The 16457-nt window shown below is 68.6% G+C and carries 14 protein-coding genes; 7 read left to right on the forward strand and 7 right to left on the reverse strand.

What is annotated here, in order from left to right; genetic code table 11:
• Positions 1-3: 3 nt before the first annotated feature.
• Positions 4-2235, reverse strand: a complete 2232-nt coding sequence (locus JYG37_RS27035; protein WP_050016254.1) for a penicillin-binding protein 1A — start codon at positions 2233-2235, stop codon at positions 4-6.
• 142 nt (positions 2236-2377) lie between these two features.
• A complete protein-coding gene (gene pdxR, locus JYG37_RS27040) occupies positions 2378-3868 on the reverse strand; it encodes a MocR-like pyridoxine biosynthesis transcription factor PdxR (protein ID WP_124595045.1) in 1491 nt (496 codons plus the stop codon).
• Positions 3869-3991: 123 nt separating this feature from the next.
• Between pdxR and JYG37_RS27045 the strand changes: the two genes are divergently transcribed.
• Entirely contained in the window at positions 3992-4630 is a 639-nt protein-coding gene (locus tag JYG37_RS27045; RefSeq protein ID WP_050016249.1) for an FMN-binding negative transcriptional regulator, read from the forward strand.
• A 53-nt stretch (positions 4631-4683) separates the two neighbouring features.
• On the opposite strand, the gene JYG37_RS27050 is transcribed toward JYG37_RS27045, so the two are convergent.
• Positions 4684-5265 carry a thioredoxin family protein gene (locus tag JYG37_RS27050; RefSeq protein WP_050016247.1) on the reverse strand — a complete coding sequence of 194 codons (582 nt, stop codon included), beginning with the start codon at positions 5263-5265 and terminating at the stop codon, positions 4684-4686.
• Positions 5266-5491: 226 nt separating this feature from the next.
• On the opposite strand from JYG37_RS27050, the gene JYG37_RS27055 reads away from it, so the two are divergent.
• On the forward strand, positions 5492-6232 hold the full coding sequence (locus tag JYG37_RS27055) for a response regulator (RefSeq protein ID WP_050016245.1): 741 nt from the start codon (positions 5492-5494) through the stop codon (positions 6230-6232).
• On the forward strand, positions 6229-7551 hold the full coding sequence (locus JYG37_RS27060; RefSeq protein ID WP_050016244.1) for an ATP-binding protein: 1323 nt from the start codon (positions 6229-6231) through the stop codon (positions 7549-7551). Before JYG37_RS27055 ends, JYG37_RS27060 begins: the two co-directional genes overlap by 4 nt.
• A gap of 62 nt (positions 7552-7613) precedes the next feature.
• On the opposite strand, the gene JYG37_RS27065 is transcribed toward JYG37_RS27060, so the two are convergent.
• The 3 genes from JYG37_RS27065 to JYG37_RS27075 form a co-directional block, all read right to left on the reverse strand.
• A complete protein-coding gene (locus JYG37_RS27065) occupies positions 7614-8348 on the reverse strand; it encodes a metallophosphoesterase family protein (protein ID WP_050016242.1) in 735 nt (244 codons plus the stop codon).
• Between the two features lie 100 nt (positions 8349-8448).
• A complete protein-coding gene (locus tag JYG37_RS27070; protein ID WP_050016240.1) occupies positions 8449-8985 on the reverse strand; it encodes a GNAT family N-acetyltransferase in 537 nt (178 codons plus the stop codon).
• A 12-nt stretch (positions 8986-8997) separates the two neighbouring features.
• The gene (locus JYG37_RS27075; RefSeq protein WP_050016238.1) at positions 8998-9630 is read right to left on the reverse strand and encodes a LysE family translocator; all 633 of its coding nucleotides are present in this window, start codon (positions 9628-9630) and stop codon (positions 8998-9000) included.
• Positions 9631-9934: 304 nt separating this feature from the next.
• Between JYG37_RS27075 and JYG37_RS27080 the strand changes: the two genes are divergently transcribed.
• The 4 genes from JYG37_RS27080 (at position 9935) to JYG37_RS27095 (ending at position 14026) form a co-directional block, all read left to right on the forward strand.
• Entirely contained in the window at positions 9935-11128 is a 1194-nt protein-coding gene (locus tag JYG37_RS27080; RefSeq protein WP_050016236.1) for a porin, read from the forward strand.
• A gap of 96 nt (positions 11129-11224) precedes the next feature.
• Positions 11225-11656, forward strand: a complete 432-nt coding sequence (locus JYG37_RS27085; RefSeq protein ID WP_006490053.1) for a GFA family protein — start codon at positions 11225-11227, stop codon at positions 11654-11656.
• A 170-nt stretch (positions 11657-11826) separates the two neighbouring features.
• A complete protein-coding gene (locus JYG37_RS27090; RefSeq protein ID WP_162838126.1) occupies positions 11827-12000 on the forward strand; it encodes a hypothetical protein in 174 nt (57 codons plus the stop codon).
• Between the two features lie 100 nt (positions 12001-12100).
• Positions 12101-14026, forward strand: a complete 1926-nt coding sequence (locus tag JYG37_RS27095) for an NHL repeat-containing protein (RefSeq protein ID WP_050016234.1) — start codon at positions 12101-12103, stop codon at positions 14024-14026.
• 13 nt (positions 14027-14039) lie between these two features.
• Here JYG37_RS27095 and JYG37_RS27100 read toward each other — a convergent pair whose 3' ends face one another.
• Positions 14040-16208, reverse strand: coding sequence for a TonB-dependent siderophore receptor (locus JYG37_RS27100; protein WP_213346208.1), 2169 nt, complete (start codon positions 16206-16208; stop codon positions 14040-14042).
• Positions 16209-16457: the final 249 nt, after the last annotated feature.

Raw genomic sequence — 16457 nt, forward strand, 5'->3', positions numbered from 1 at the left:
CGTTTAGCGAAAGAACCTCAACCAGTCGAACAGGCCCGAATGCGGCGGTGCGCGTCGCTTCGGCGCCGGCGCGCTGCGCGGCCGGAAGTCGGGCGAGAACTGCACGTGCGGATCGATCGCCCGCGCGCGCAGCGCCGCATCGTAGAACGACCCGACGATCGGCAGCGCGCTGTGCGCGCCCGCGCCCCAGTAGTCGCTGCGCAGCGTCACGCTGCCGTCGTCGAAGCCGACCCATGCGCCGGCCACCAGTTGCGGATGCATCAGGATGAACCAGCCGTCCGTGTTGTCCTGCGTCGTGCCGGTCTTGCCCGCGACGTCGATCCGGATCCCGTAGCGCGAGCGGATGTCCGCGCCGGTCCCGTAATCGACGACGCCGCGCATTGCGTCGACCAGCGTCTGCGCGGCAGGCGCGGGCAACGCGCGTTCCGGCGGCGCGCTGCCGAACGCGGCGAGCACCCGGCCGTTGCGATCCTCGATGCGCGTGATCATCTGCGGCGCGACGTACACGCCGCGGTTCGCGATCGTGCCGTACGCGGACACCATCTCTTTCAGCGTGACGGGGCTCGTGCCGAGCGCGAGCGACGGCACCGCATCGAGCGGGCTGTCGCGTACGCCCATCGCGCGGGCGAGCTGAGCGACCTTCGCGGCGCCTTCGTGCTGCATGACCTGCGCCGTGATGCGGTTGCGCGACAGCGCGAGCGCGTCGCGCAGCGTCATCGGCTCGCCGGTCGGCGGTTCCGCATCGGTCGGATGCCACACGGCGCGGCCGTCGATCGGGATCGCGACGGGGCGGTCGACGAAGGTATCGCCCGGCCGCATCCCGTCCGCGAACGCGGCGCCATAGACGAACGGCTTGAACGTCGAACCCGGCTGGCGCCGCGCCTGTACCACGTGATCGAATGGCTCGCTGCCGAAATCCGGGCTGCCGACCCACGCGCGGATCGCACCGTTGCGCGGATCGATCGCGACGAAGCCGGCCTGCACCTGCGTCTTGCGCTCGCACAGCGTGCGCATGAATTCGCGATTCGCGCCGAGCTGCTTCAGCGCGAGCACATCGGTGAGCCCCGTGTCGCGCGCCTGGCGATACTCGGGCGTCTGCCGCATGAAGCCGACGAACAGGTCGTTGCGCAGCCCGCAACCGGACGGCCCGCGCCATGCGCCGTCGGCGATCGCCTGCAGTCGTTCGGTCTGCCGCGTCAGCGCCTGCGTGGCCATGTCCTGCAGCCGTGCATCGAGCGTCGTGCGCACGACGAGGCCGTCCGCGTACAGATCGTAGTTGTTGCGGTCGGCCCATGCGATCAGCCACTTGCGCAGTTGCACCGCGAAATGCGGCGCGAGGCCCGGCTGCGCGGTCTGCGGTTCGAAGTCGACGTGCAGCGGCCGGCGCTGCAGTTTCGCGAGCTGCTGCGGCGACAGCATGCCCATCTGCGCCATCCGGCCGAGCACGATGTTGCGCCGCTGGACCGCGCGGTCCGGATTCAGCACCGGGTTGTAGTAGCTGTTGCCCTTCAGCATCCCGACGAGCGTCGCGCTTTCCGTAATGTCGAGCTGATCGGCCGATTTGCCGAAGTACGTGCGCGCGGCCATTTCGACGCCGTACGCGTTGTACAGGAACGGCACGGTGTTCAGGTAGGTTTCGAGGATCTCGTCCTTGCTGTACACCGCTTCGATCTTGAACGCGGTGATCAGCTCCTTCAGCTTGCGCGTGAGCGTCGGCGCGCGGCCGACTTCGTCGGGATACAGATTGCGCGCGAGCTGCTGCGTGATCGTCGAGCCGCCCTGGCGGTCGCCCGAGAACGTATGCAGTCCGGCCGCGAGCGTGCGGCGCCAGTCGATGCCGTGATGCGCGTAGAAGCGGTGATCCTCGGTCGCGATCAGCGCATCGACCATATGCGGCGAGATCTGCTTGAGCGGCACCCATTCACGGTTCACGGGCCGGAATTCGGCGATCAGCTGGCCGTCGGCCGACAGCACGCGCGCGGGGCGGTCGATGCGCGCCTTGCGGATGTCGCCGATGCTCGGCGTGAACGGAACGAACGCGAGCAGCACCAGCAGGCCGAGCACCGGGATCGCGGCGAGCGTCAGCGCGACGCCGCGCCGGGTCGGATGGCGCAGGCGATGCAGCGCGCCCGCGCCCAGCGCGCGGACGCGCGTGCGGCACGCGGCGGCGAGCGGCGCGACACGGGCGCGGCAACGAAGCCACGCATCTCGGAGAAACGGCACGAAGCGATTCAAGGCGGCAGGAGCGCGGAGGGAAGACGCGCGATCCTAGCAAACGGAACCCGGGCGCCGGTGCCCGAAACGGCCGTTTGCTTGCAGGATTTACAGACGATTACGTTTGTTGCCCCCCGCGAACCTTTTACCGCGCGCGGGGCCGCTATTCCGCCGACGAAACGACGTCCGCGAGCCGCTGCGCGGCCGCTTCCATCTGCGCACGGTCGAACCCGCCGAAGCCGAGCACGAGCCCGGCGCGCGCCGTGCCGGGCGCGAACATCGGCGACACCGCACGCACCGCGACACCGGCCCGGGCGGCGCGTGCGACCACGTCGAGATCGTCGATCCCTTGCGCGAGCCACAGGACGACGTGCATCCCCTGGTCGCCCGGCTGTACCCACGCGCGTTCGCGCGGCAGGCGCGCGCCGAGCGTGTCGATCAGCAGCGCGCGCTGTTCCGCATAGACGCCGCGCACGCGACGGATGTGGCGATCGAGATGACCTTCGGCGATGAACGCGGCGAGCACGTGCTGGTCGGCGGTGGGCGCATGGCGGTCCATCAGCACGCGCGCGCCGCAGAACGCGGGTACGAGATCGTCGGGGGCGATCACGTAGCCGAGTCGCAGCGACGGAAACAGGATCTTGCTGAAGGTGCCGAGATAGATCACGCGGTCGGGCGCGAGACCTTGCAGCGACGGGAACGGGTAGCCTTCGTAGCGCAATTCGCTGTCGTAGTCGTCTTCGACGACCCAGGCGCGATGCGCGCGCGCCCATGCCAGCAGCGCATTGCGCCGCGCCATGCTCAACGGCATGCCGAGCGGGTACTGGTGCGACGGCGTGACGAATGCGGCGCGTGCATCGGGGGCGACGCGGATGCCGGCGTCGACGTCGAGGCCGTCCGCGTCGACCGGCACGCGCACCATCGCATCGCGCCGCCCGGTGCTGTCGAGCAGCGCGGTGATGCCGCGATAGGCCGGATTCTCGACCCACGCGCGGTCGTGTGCGCCGAGCAGCACCTGGCTCGCGAGATGTAGCCCTTGCTGCGTGCCGCTCGTGATCACGACCTGGCTCGCATCGCAGCGCACCGAGCGCGACCGGCGCACGTAATCGGCGATCGCTTCGCGCAGCGGCAGCGCGCCTTGCGGGTCGGCATAGCCGGACGGCGCGCCGGCGCCGCGGGCGCGCAGGCGATTGCCGAGCCGGCGCCAGATGTCGTCGGGCGCGGTGAGGCCGACCGGCACCGAGATCGCGAACGGCATGGCCGGCAGCGGACTGAATTCGCGGGCGATCCGCGCGAAGGTGGCGGCCGGCTCGGGCAGGCCGTCGCGCGCCGGGTGCTGGCGGCTGTCAGCGGGAGCGGGTTCGTCGACGGGCGGCGGTTCCGCGAGTGCGTTCGCGACCCGCGTGCCCGCGCCGCCGCGCGATTCGAGAAAGCCTTCGGCGATGAGTTGCGCATACGCGTCGACGACGGTACCGCGGGCGACCTGCAGCGATGCCGCCAGCAACCGCGTGGACGGCAGCGCGTCGCCGGGCCGGACGTCGCCGCGGCGCACCGCGTCGCGCAGCGCCTGCGCGAGCTGGCGGCTCAGGTCGCCGGCCGCGCGGTCGAGCGCGCCGAGCGACGGGATTTCGACGATCCGGGCCGTTCTTGCCATGATTCTGGTCTGCTGAAATTGTTTCAAACCGGCTCTACAGCATAAACCAGTTTCGGCACACAATCGGCGCATGACGGGCCAGCACCCGCGCCATTTCCCACCCCGCACGACCGTGGAGCCGACATGTACGTCCCCGCCGATTTCAACGAACCCAATCCCGACGTGCTGCGCGAACTGATCGTGCAGCACCCGTTCGGCAGCCTGATCACGCACGGCAGGAGCGGGCTCGACGCGAACCACCTTCCGTTCGAGCTGATGCCCGACGACGGCGGGCTCGGCGAACTGCATGCGCACGTCGCGCGCGCGAATCCGGTCTGGCAGGACGTCGCGGACGGCGACGAGGTGCTCGTGATCTTCCGCGCCGGCGACGCGTACATTTCGCCGAACGGGTATCCGAGCAAGCACGTCGCGCACCGGCAGGTGCCGACGTGGAACTACCGCGTCGTGCATGCGTACGGCCGCATCACGGTGCGCGACGACGAGAAGTTCGTGCGCGGCGTGGTCGCACGGCTGACGCGCACGCACGAGGCGTCGCAGCCGGTGCCGTGGAAGATGGGCGACGCGCCGAAGGACTATATCGACACGATGCTGCAATCGATCGTCGGGCTGCAGATCGAGATCACGCGGTTCGTCGGCAAGCGCAAGCTCGGGCAGAACAAGGCCGAGGCCGATATCCGCGGCGCCGGCGAAGCGCTGGTCGCGGACGGGAAGCGCGCGATCGGGGAAGCGATGCTGGCCGAAGCCGACGCGAAGCGCACTTGAGCGTATGAGAGCCACGGCGTGCGGGCGAGCATCGCGCCCGCACGCCGCACCGGTCACTGCGTGCGCGTCGAACCCTTCGCCTCTTCGCCCGCCTGCGCGAGGGCGCTCCGAATCGCCGCCTCCGTCTTGTCGTATCCGCCCTCGCCATACCGCGTATAGACGATCTTGCCGTTCGCATCGATCAGGTACAGCGCGGGCCAGTACTGGTTGCCGTACGCGCGCCACGTGTCGTAGTGGTTGTCCTGCGCGACCGGATAGCGGATGTCGAAGCGCTTGATCGCATCGGCGACGTTCTTCGCGTCGCGTTCGAACGGATATTCCGGCGTATGCACGCCGACCACGACGAGCCCCTGGTCGCGATATTTCCGATACCAGTCGTTCACGTACGGGATCGTATGAATGCAGTTGATGCACGAGTACGTCCAGAAATCGACGAGCACGACCTTGCCGCGCAACTGGTCGAGCGTCAGCGGCGGGCTGTTGTGCCAGCGGTCGATGCCGGTGAAAGCGGGCGCCGCCATGCCGGCCGGCGACGCCTGGATGCCTGCGTCGTCGCGGGTGCCGGCGAACGCGGCGAGCCCGGCCGTGGCGGCGAGGGCGAGGACGAGGGCGGCGGTCTTGAGTCGGGGCAGCATGGCGTTCTCCTGATCTTTGGGGCCGCGGCGCGAGGGCGGCGGCCCGACGTGTTTCGACAGGCCCCATTAGGCGGCGCCGACGTATCTGCGATGTGTCCGGCCCGTCGCGCGTGTGCAATGTTGTGTGTCGTCGCGGTTGCGCGATACATTGGGATACAAACGCGTGCCCGCCGTGCGGTATAAAAGCGGACATCGCCCGCCCGAACCCCGATACCGCCCCCGACTCATGGACAAGATCGACCACGTGCTGATCGTCGACGACGATCGCGCGATCCGCGAACTGATCGCGGACTACCTCGAGAAGAACGGCATGCGCGTGTCGCTCGCCGCGAACGGCCGAGAGATGCGCAACGTGCTGGACGACGGCGCGCCCGACCTGATCGTGCTCGACCTGATGCTGCCCGGCGAGGACGGCCTGACGCTGTGCCGCGACCTGCGCGCCGGCAAGTTCCGCACGGTGCCGGTGCTGATGCTGACCGCACGCGGCGAGGAAACCGACCGCATCATCGGCCTCGAGATGGGCGCCGACGACTACCTGGCCAAGCCGTTCGCGGTGCGCGAGCTGCTCGCGCGGATCCGCTCGGTGCTGCGCCGCGCGCGCATGCTGCCGCCCGGCATGCAGGTGACGGAAACGGCCGCGCTGCTCGCGTTCGGCGAATGGCAACTCGACACGACCGGGCGCCACCTGCTCGACGCCGAAGGGACGCTGGTCGCGCTGAGCGGCGCCGAATACCGGCTGCTGCGCGTGTTTCTCGACAACCCGCAACGCGTGCTGACGCGCGACCAGTTGCTGAATCTCACGCAAGGGCGGCAGTCCGACCCGTTCGACCGCTCGATCGACCTGCTCGTGAGCCGGTTGCGCCAGCGTCTGCGCGACGGCGCGCGCGAACCGCGCTACATCAAGACGCTGCGCAACGAGGGCTACGTGTTCTCGTCGACCGTCACCGCCGTCGACGGTACGCCATGAGCGCGCGCACGCCGTGGCATTGGCCGCGTTCGCTGTTCGCGCGGCTCGCGCTGATCCTGTGCGTGGGCCTCGCGCTCGCGCAGACGCTGTCGTTCTGGCTCACCGTGACCGAGCGCGACCAGGCGACCACGAACCTGATGATGGGCTACATCGAGCGCGAGGTCGCCAGCTCGGTCGCACTGCTCGACCATCTGCCGCCCGCCGAGCGCGCTGCGTGGCTGCCGCGCCTCGCGCGGCGCAGCTATGCGTTCATCCTCGGGCCCGGCCAAACCGGCACGCCGCCGGAAGCGCGGCTGTCGGCGCGCGTCGAGCGCTCGATCTCGGACGGCATCGGCGGCGACTATCCGCTGACCGCGAATTCGATCCCCGGCGACAGCGAACATCTGCAGGTGCATCTGCGGCTGACCGACGGCTCGCCGCTGACGATCGACATCCATCCGATGTCGACGGTGCCGCTGTCGGGCTGGCTGCCGGCCGTGCTCGTGGTGCAGCTCGCGGTGCTGGCCGCGTGCTGCTGGCTCGCGGTGCGGCTCGCGACGCGGCCGCTCAAGCAGCTCGCGCAGGCCGCCGACGCGCTCGGGCCGGACCTGAAGGGCGAGCGGCTGAACGAAGACGGGCCGTCGGAAGTCGCGCGCGCCGCGCGGGCGTTCAACGCGATGCAGGACCGCATCGCGCAGTACATGGCCGAACGCATGCAGATCCTCGCGTCGATCTCGCACGATCTGCAGACGCCGATCACGCGGATGCGGCTGCGCGTCGACGTGATGGACGACGACACGCAGGGCGCGAAGCTGCGCCAGGACCTGCTGGAGATGGAGCATCTGGTGAAGGAGGGCGTCGCGTATGCGCGCACGCTGCACGGCACCGAGGAAGCCGCGCGCCGCATCGATCTCGATGCGCTGCTCGACAGCATCGTGTACGACTACACGGATGCGGGGCAGGACGTCGCGCTGCACAGCCATGCGCCGCTCGCGCTCGTCACGCGGCCGAAGGCGCTGCGCCGCATCGTCGGCAACCTCGTCGACAACGCACTGAAGTTCGCGGGCACGGCCGAGATCGACGTGCGGGCGGCGCCGGACGGCGGCGCGGTGATCGCGGTGCTCGACCGCGGGCCCGGCATTCCGGACGATCAGCTCGACGCGGTGTTCGAGCCGTTCAGGCGCGTGGAGACGTCGCGCAATCGCGATACGGGCGGCACGGGGCTCGGCCTCGCGATCGCGCGGCAACTCGCGCTTGCGATGGGCGGCACGCTCACGCTGAACAACCGGACGGACGGCGGCGGGCTCGAAGCGCGGCTGACGCTGAGGAACGCGGGGTGATGCGCTGGTGTTGCAGGCGTCGAAGCCGCGCGAGGGGCGGATGACGAGCCGGGACGCGCGCGTCAGCAGCGGCCGGTGCGCAGCGCGACCGCCCAGTCGTCGCGTCCGCGCGACGCCGCGATCGCGGCGGCCGTGTGCCAGTCGTATTCGACCGCATGGAATTCGACGTTCCAGCCGGCCGCCGTGCGCGACACCGTCGCGTAGCGCGCATGCGGCGAGCCCGTCTCGATTCGGTGCGGATGCGGCAGGTCGTCCGCGTACGCCTGCAGCCCGACGCTGCCCGGATTGACGATCAGCCGGCCGTCGTCGAGCTTCGCGGTGCGCGGCACGTGCGTGTGGCCGCACAGGATCAGCGAGGCCGCCGTGTCGCCCGCGCGTTGCTCGACTTCGTCGGGCGTGGCCGCGCGGCAGCCGTCGGGCGTGACGGTTTCGAGGAAATAGACGAGATCGCTGGCCGGCGTGCCATGCACCATCAGCACGTCCTCGTCGAGCGTCAGGCGTTCGGGCAGCGCGGCGATCCACGTGCGGTGGTCGGCGCGCAGCGTGTCATGCGCCCAGCGATCCGACAGCCCCATCGCGTCGCGCTCGTGCGTCAGCAGTTGCCGTTCGTGATTGCCCTTGATGGTCGGCAGGTCGAGCGCGATCAGGCGATCGGCCGTCTCGACCGGATGGAGCGCGCCCGACAGGATGTCGCCGAGGTTGACGATCACGTCGGCGCCGCGGCGGCGGACGTCGTCGAGCACCGCGTCGAGCGCGGCGAGGTTGCCGTGGATGTCGGACAGCGCGGCGATTTTCATGGCGGCAAGGCGATGTGGGGAACGGCGATTGTCGCCAATTCGGCGCGGGGCGTCTAATTGCGTCGCGGCATCGGCGCGTGACGCGCGGCGCAGTGGCGCGTCAGTCGGTCGCGAGCCGCGCGTACATCGCGAAATCGCCGGGCGTGCCGCGCACCATCTTGTAGGCGCGCAGCAGCCCTTCGTAGCGGTAGCCGCACTTCTGCAGCACGCGCGCGGAGCCCGCGTTGCGGGTTAGCACGACGGCCTGCATGCGGTTGAAGCCGCCTTCGTCGAATGCCCACGCGGTGACGGCGTCGCACACCGCGCTCGCGATGCCGCGCCCCCAGTGCGACGGCGCGAGGTCGTACGCGATCTCCGCCGAACGGTTCACGGTGGACACCGTATGCAACCCGACCGTCCCGGCAAGTGCGCCCGATGCGGTGTCGACAATCGCGAGGCGCCGGATCGAATCGGGATCGGTCGATTCGATGTTGTCGAACAGCGGCAGCAGACCGTCGGGCGAGCGCAGGTTCCAGCTCGTGTGACGGAAAACGTCGGGGTTCGACAGGTACGCGTACCACGCGTCGAGGTCCGCGCGTTCGAGTTGCCGGAGCGACAGGCCGGGGAATCCGGCGCCCGGCGGCGCGGCGACTCTCATCGAACCGGGCGCCTACGCGGCATGGCGCCGGTACAGCGCGAGCGAACCGGCGAGCGCGAGCAGCATCGCGCCGCACGTGCGTTCGAGCCACAGCGCGCCCGAGCGCTTCAGCAGCCGCACCGCGCGTGCGCCGAGCAGCGCGTAGCCGAACATCACGACGCCGTCGAGCAGCGCGAACGTGAGGGCGAGCGCGACGTACTGCGGCGCGAGCGGCGCCAGCGGATCGAGGAACTGCGGCAGGAACGCGGAGAAGAACAGATAACCCTTCGGGTTCGTCACCGCGGTCAGGAAGCTTTTCGCGAAGATCGACGCGTTGCGTTCGGTTGCCGCACCGGGTTGCGCGGCCCCGACGTCGAGCGCCCCCTTCGACGTGAGCAGCCGGATGCCGACATAGGCGAGGTAGGCGGCGCCAAGCCACTTCACGACCGAGAACCAGAACGCCGACGCCAGCAGCAGCGCGCCGAGGCCGAGCGCGACCGCGACGACCAGCACGAAGTCGGACAGCATCGCGCCCGCGAAACCGTAGGCCGCGCGGCGCACGCCGTAGCGCGAGCCGTTGGTCAGCGCGAGCAGCACGGTCGGGCCGGGCGTCGCGATGCCGACGAACGCGACGGCGGCGAAGATCAGCAGGGTCGTTTCATGCATGAAGGAGCTCCCGATGGAAGGCGCGCAGCCGATTATCGTCTGCGTCGCGACGCGCTGTACAGGCGCGGCGACCGCGCTCCCGGCCGGTCGCCGACTATCTCAATTTTGACAAGAAACTGTTGCCATTATTCCGCTTTGGAAAGGAACCGGTTCCAACTACCATACCGGCCGCAGCGGGCATGCCCGCCCGTCGTCGCGCGCGGACGTCGCCGGTCTCGCACCGCCGGCGGATGTCGGCGCCCGCGCGTGATATTCGCAAACAGCCAGCCAGAACAACGGGTTCACCGCCCGGAGACAACCAACCATGAACAAGCAACTGATCGCAGCCCCGCTGCTGCTCTCGCTCGCCGGTGTCGCCGCCGCGCAAAGCTCCGTCACGCTGTACGGCATCGTCGACGCGGGCGTGACCTATCGCAGCAACGAACGGGTCGGCTCGGCCGGCGCGTACACCGGGCATTCGAGCGTTGGGCTCACGACCGGCAACCTGTCCGGCAGCCGCTGGGGCATCAAGGGTTCCGAGGATCTCGGCGGCGGGATGCGCGCGCTGTTCGTCCTCGAGAACGGCTTCGACATCACCAACGGCACGTCGGGCCAGGGCGGCCGCCAGTTCGGCCGGCAGGCGTTCGTCGGCGTCGGCAGCGACCGCTACGGCACGATCACGCTCGGCCGCCAATACACGTCGCTCGACGACTTCGTGAGCCCGGTCGGCCCGTCGTCGTTCATCGGCGGCTTCGGCGCGCACCCGGGCGACATCGACGATCTCGACCAGACCGCGCGCGTCGACAGTTCGATCAAGTACACGAGCGCGAACTACGCGGGCTTCACGTTCGGCGCACTGTACGGCTTCGGCGGCCAGCCGGGCAGCATGAAGCAGCGCAACACGTGGAGCGTCGGCGCCGCGTACGCGGCCGGGCCGCTGCGCGTGGGCGTTGGCTACGAGCGCTCGGACAACAGCAAGACGGGCGCGACCGATCCGACGGCGGGCAAGTGGCAGAGCACCGACGACGGCCTGTTCAATTCGTCGATCAACGAAGGCTATGCGAGCGCGCAGTCGCAGCAGGTGATCGCGACCGGTGCGACGTACGACTTCGGCCCGGCCGTCGTCGGGGTGAACTACAGCAACGTGCAGTACCGCAGCGGCGCGCAGTCGCTGTTCTCCGGCCATGCGACGTTCAACGTCGCGGGCGTGTTCACGCGCTGGAACGTGCAGCCGCAGACGCAACTGTTCGCCGGCTACAGCTACACGCGCGGCAGCGACGTCGACGGCATCGACAACCGCGCGCAGTATCACAACGTCACGCTCGGCGCGGTCTACGACCTGTCGAAGCGCACCAGCGTGTATCTGCTCGGCGCGTACCAGCATGCGTCCGGCACGACGCTCGACGCGCTCGGCCGACCGGTGGCCGCGACCGCATCGGTGTCCGACAAGGCGAACGGTCACTCGTCCGATTCGCGCTCGCAGGCGATCGTGAGCCTCGGGCTGCGCCAGAAGTTCTGACGCACGGTCGTTGCGCGTGCAACGGAGCCCGCGGCCGAGGCGAGCCCCGTTGCATGCATGCTCCTATACTGTTGCCTCCCTTTTCGAGGAGACGACATGACCCGAACGCTTTCCGCGCGCTGCCTGTGCGGTGCCGTGACCGTCACGCTGCGCGGCGAGCCGGCCGCGCGGGCGAACTGTCATTGCGCGACCTGCCGCGATTTCTACGGCACGCCGATGCTGTCCGCGACCGCATGGCCGCCGGAGCAGGTGACGATCGACGGCGGCCACGCGACGTTTCCGCACCCGTCGAAGTCGATGGCGCGCACGTGGTGCGCAGCGTGCGGCGAGATCGTGTTCGGGACGAACCGGCTCGGCATGCGTGTCGTGCCGAACAGCCTGACTGCGCGGGCGCACGGCGGGCCATTGCCGGGCGACCTGCAGCCGACGATGCACCTGTTTTACCGGCAACGCGTGCTCGACGTCGTCGATGCGCTGCCGAAATACGTCGACGGCTGGGACGGCCCGACGCTCGATCCGGCGAACTGAACATCGCCGCCGCGTGCCGGTACGGCCGGCGCGCGGCCTTCCCCTCCGCATTCCTCTTTCCTTCCTGTTTTCCCTTCCGTGCCCGAAATCGCGAAAAGCCGATCGCGCCGCACAATAATTTTTCTCTTTCATTTTAATTTCGATTTGTAATAATCGAAAAGAATTCCGGGATGAAAAGGCAATACGGCAATGTCAGAAAAAATGACGGATTTGTATTGGATGACCCGGAAGAAAATGCCGGGGAATGCGCCGGAATCGTGCGGCTGGCAGGCCGTCGCGGCGCGGTTTCGAAGATTTTTCGATCGTTGACGAAAAAGCGCCGGACGCCAAAAGGCGTGGAGTGAATAATTCGGGGGGACGGCGAATGCGCATTTGCCGGAATCACCAATATTTCATGCGCCGCGATTTACAGTGTCGACCATTGTTCGTCTGGGAGCATTATTCATGTCAATGAAACAAATCCGCGCGGCGTTGCTCGGAATGTGCATCGCGCTGCTGGCGCCGGCAAGCCACGCGCAGGCGCAGTACTCGACCGACTGGCTCGCGAACACGTACGGCACGCTGGCCTCGCACGTCGGCAACGGCGCGCGCTCGATGTGGGTCGCGCCCGAAGGCGTGATCTACACGGCGTCGCGCTGGGACGAGAACGCGGGCGGCGTCGCGATCTACCAGAACGGCCAGCCGCTCGGCACGATCGGCATCCACGACGAATTCCACGGCGGCGCGATCACCGGCAATTCGACGTCGCTGTTCGTCGCGCTCGGCTACAACCGCACGTTCGGCAGCGGCTCGGTGGGTCGCTACAACCGCAGCACGAACCAGCGCGACCTGCGCATCCCGGTCAGCACGTGGACGGGCATCCAGTATGCGGACGTGATCACGGGCCTCGCGACGGGCGGCAACCTGCTGTACGTGAGCGACTTCTACGGCAACCGCGTGCGCGTCTATACGACCGACGGCGTGTGGCAGCGCGACATCGGCGTCACGGGCCCCGGCGCGCTGGCGCTCGATGCGGCCGGCAACCTGTGGGTCGCGCGCAAGAGCGCGGGCGTCGTCGCGCAGTTCAGTGCGACCGGTGCGGCGATGAACACGCTCCAGATGGCGGCCGGCGCGCGGCCGGCGTCGCTGTACTTCGATGCGCCGATGGGCCGGTTGATGGTGGGCGACGAAGGGCCCGACATGAACATCAAGGTGTACGGCGGGCTGCCCGGGATGCCGGTGCAGGTCGGTACGTTCGGCGTGCAGGGCGGCTATCTCGACACGACGACGGGCATCAAGGGGCAGGTCGGCGACAAGCGCTTCACGCGCGTCGCGGCGCTCGGCAAGGATGCGGCCGGCAACCTGTACGTGCTGAACAACGCGTGGGGCGGCGGCTGGGATCTCGGCCGCAACGGCAGCACCGATCTGCATTCGTACAGCCCGGTCGGCACGCTGCAATGGAAGCTGCAGGCGCTGAACTTCGAGGGCATCGCCGCGCCCGATCCCGCGACCGACGGCGCGTTGTTCTTCAGCGGCAACAATGTGTATACGGGCACCGCGGGCGGCACGTTCGTCGCGAACACGATCGACCCGTTCACCTATCCGAAGGACCCGCGCCTCGACATGAACGACTATCAGCGCGGCCAGCACTTCGGCCAGCTCGTGACGGTCGGTGGCAACCGGATTCTCGTCGCGTCGGGCCAGAACCCGGGCAACTTCAACTTCTATTACTTCAACACCGCGAGCGGCTATATCGCGATTCCGGCCGGCTCGCTGCCCGGCAAGCCGTTCAACACGACGCTTCAGGTGACGGCCGGCTTCGACATCGACGGCAACGGCGACGTGTGGGCCGGACTGAACGGCTCCAACGTGATCACGCGCTACCCGATGACGGGCTTCGACGCGACCGGCAAGCCGTCATGGGGCAAGCCGGTGACGACGGCCGTGCCGAGCAGCGTGGCGCCCGTGACGCGCATCCTCTACCAGGCCGACAGCGACACGATGATCCTCGCGCAGGGCCTCGCGGGCAACTGGGACTGGACCGCGATGAACGGGCACATCGAGGTCTATCGCGGCTGGAAGAACGGCAACACGAGCACCCCGAACCCGGTGATCAACCTGACGAGCGCGAACCCGAAATCGATCGCGGCGGCCGGCCACTACCTGTTCGTCGGCTATGTGCACACGGTGCCGAACATCGACGTATTCGACCTGAACACCGGCGCGCTCGTCACGACGCTGACGAACTCGAACGCGTCGGCGATGGACGTCGGCAACGACGTCGACTCGATGTACGGCGTGCAGGCGTACCTGCGCTCGACCGGCGAATACGTGATCACGAAGGACAACTACAACGGCTCGAGCATCGTCGTGTATCGCTGGCGTCCGTGAGCGCGTCAGGCCGTCAGAACGATACCGTCGTCGTCAGCGTGACGAGCCGCGGCTCGCCGACCGCGACGATCAGGTTGCTGTTGCTCGACGGATAGTAGGTCTTGTCGAGCAGGTTCTTCACGTTGAGCTGGAAGCGGGTCGGGAACTTGCCGATCGTCGTTTCGTACGCCGCGAACGCGTCGACGGTCACGTAGCCGGGCAGCGAGAAGCTGTTCGCGGTGTCGCCGGGCCGCGCGCCGACGAGCCGCGCGCCGCCGCCGAAGCGCCAGCGCCCGGGCAGGTTCGCGATGGCCGTGTCGTACACCGCGAACAAGCTGCCCGTGTGGCGCGCGACGTTGACGAGCGGCGTGTTGCTGTCGCGATCGTTCGCGTTCGTATACGCATAGCTGCCGATCACGCTCAGGTGGCGCGTGATCTGCCCGGCGACGTCCAGCTCGATCCCGCGCGAGCGCGCGGTGCCGATCGTCGACGTGATGTCGCCAACCGTGACCGCGACGTTGCGCTTGTCGATCTGGTAGACGGCGAGCGTGCCCGTGATCGCGGGCTTCAGGCTGAACTTCAGCCCGGCCTCGAGCACGCGGCCGTATTCCGGCGCGAGCGGCGCCGCGACGTTCGACGCGACGTTCGGCTTGAACGAGCGGCTCACGTTCGCGTAGGCGGTCAGCGCCGGCGTCAACGCATACGCGAGCCCGAACTGCGGCAGCCAGACGCTGCCGCGCGAGCGGTCGGCGAACACGAACGGCCGGCCCATCCCCGATTCCTGCTGCCAGTTTTCCCAGCGCAGCCCGCCGACCGCAGTGAGGCGATCGGTGATCTTCACCGAGTCCTGCACGATCGTCGAATACGCATGCACGACCGAGCGCGAATCGCTCTGCTTCGGATTCGGCACGCCGCCCGGCGCGAGCAGGTCGTACGCGGGATCGTAGAGATTGAAGCCCGTCGTCGCCTTGCCGCGGATTGTGTCGCCGCGGAAGCTGCGCTGCCGCTCGTATTCGCCGCCGACGTAGATCGCGTGTTGCATGCCCGCGAGCGTCACGTTGCCGAGCAGGCCGAGCGTCGCGATCTGGTCCGAATCGTTGCGCCCGAGGTTCGCATCGGACGAGCGCGTGAGCGCGCCGGTCCTGCTGTTGAACGCGGTGGCGCGGGTGATGTATTGGTCGTAACGGTCGCGGCCCCAGCCGTAGGTCGCGCGTACGCGCCATGCATCGGAGAAGCGGTGCTCGATGCGCGTACGCAGCGTTTCCTGGATGCCGCTGCTTTGCGACCACGCTTCCTCGTAGCGGCGATAGCGCAGCGCATCGTCGAGCTGGCCGTTGACGAGCACGGTGCCGCGGTCGAACGGCATCGTGTAGTCGACGTACTGGTAGCTGACGTCGATCGACGTGTTCGCGTCGTGCCACGACAGCGCGGGCGCGATCAGCGCATTGCGTTCGCGGCCGAAGCTGCGCCAGTAGCGGCTGGTGTCGTATTCGCCGGTCAGCCGGAATGCGAGCGTGCCGCCTGCGATCTGGCCGGGTTTGCCGAGCGGCCCCGTGAGATCGAACTGGGCGGTGCTGCCGCCGTGGTTCGTGCGCGACGCGGAGATCGAACCGCCGAACGTGTCTTCCGGCTTGCGCGTGACGAGATTGATCACGCCGCCCGGGTCCTGCATCCCGTACAGCAGCGAAGCGGGGCCCTTCAGCACTTCGACGCGATCGATCGTCGCGAGATAGCTGTGCAGCACCGGCGTGCGCACGCCGTCGACCAGCACCGAGCCGTCGTTGTTGGACCCGAAGCCGCGCTTGATGAACGCGTCGCGCGTGCCGCCGAGCGTGTTCGTCTGCGTGACGCCGCTGATGTTGCCGAGCACGTCGTCGAGCGAGCGCGCCTGCTGGTCCTGCATCACGCTGCTGCTGACCACCGCGACCGATTGCGGAATCTCCTTCAGTGGACGGTCGTCGTCGCCCGCGATGCTCGTCGTGCGCGGCTGATAGCCGATCGTCGGATCGACGGTGGCCGATGCATTGACGCTGATCGCCGGGAGTTCGTGTTCGGCGGCGGTCGCCGGAGCCGGTGCGGGGGCAACGGGTTCGGCGCCGGCCGCATGCGCGCCGGTCGCGGCGCACAGGGTGAGCAGGGCAGGCAGGCGCGTGTGCCACGGACGCGGGGTCCGGACACGGCAGGGCGTTCGACGGGATGGCATGAATCGAGGCGGGAAGAGGCGTGCTGAGGATGGTGGCGCGGGCCGCGGCGTTGCGTACAGGACGCGCATGATATATGTAATGAGAACCATTTGCAATTGTAATGGGGCGACCGGGCAACGCTTGGCCCTGGGTTGCCGGCCTGTCGGCCGTCTGCTACCGTAGCGGCCAAAATCAGACGCAGTGAAATTCAACGAGAGAGCCGGGGGCCGCACCATGTCATCTTCCTGTCACGTCGCGCTCGGCGCGAC

Origin of the sequence: Burkholderia sp. LAS2, from assembly GCF_018417615.1 — a bacterium.
GTDB lineage: Bacteria > Pseudomonadota > Gammaproteobacteria > Burkholderiales > Burkholderiaceae > Burkholderia > Burkholderia sola.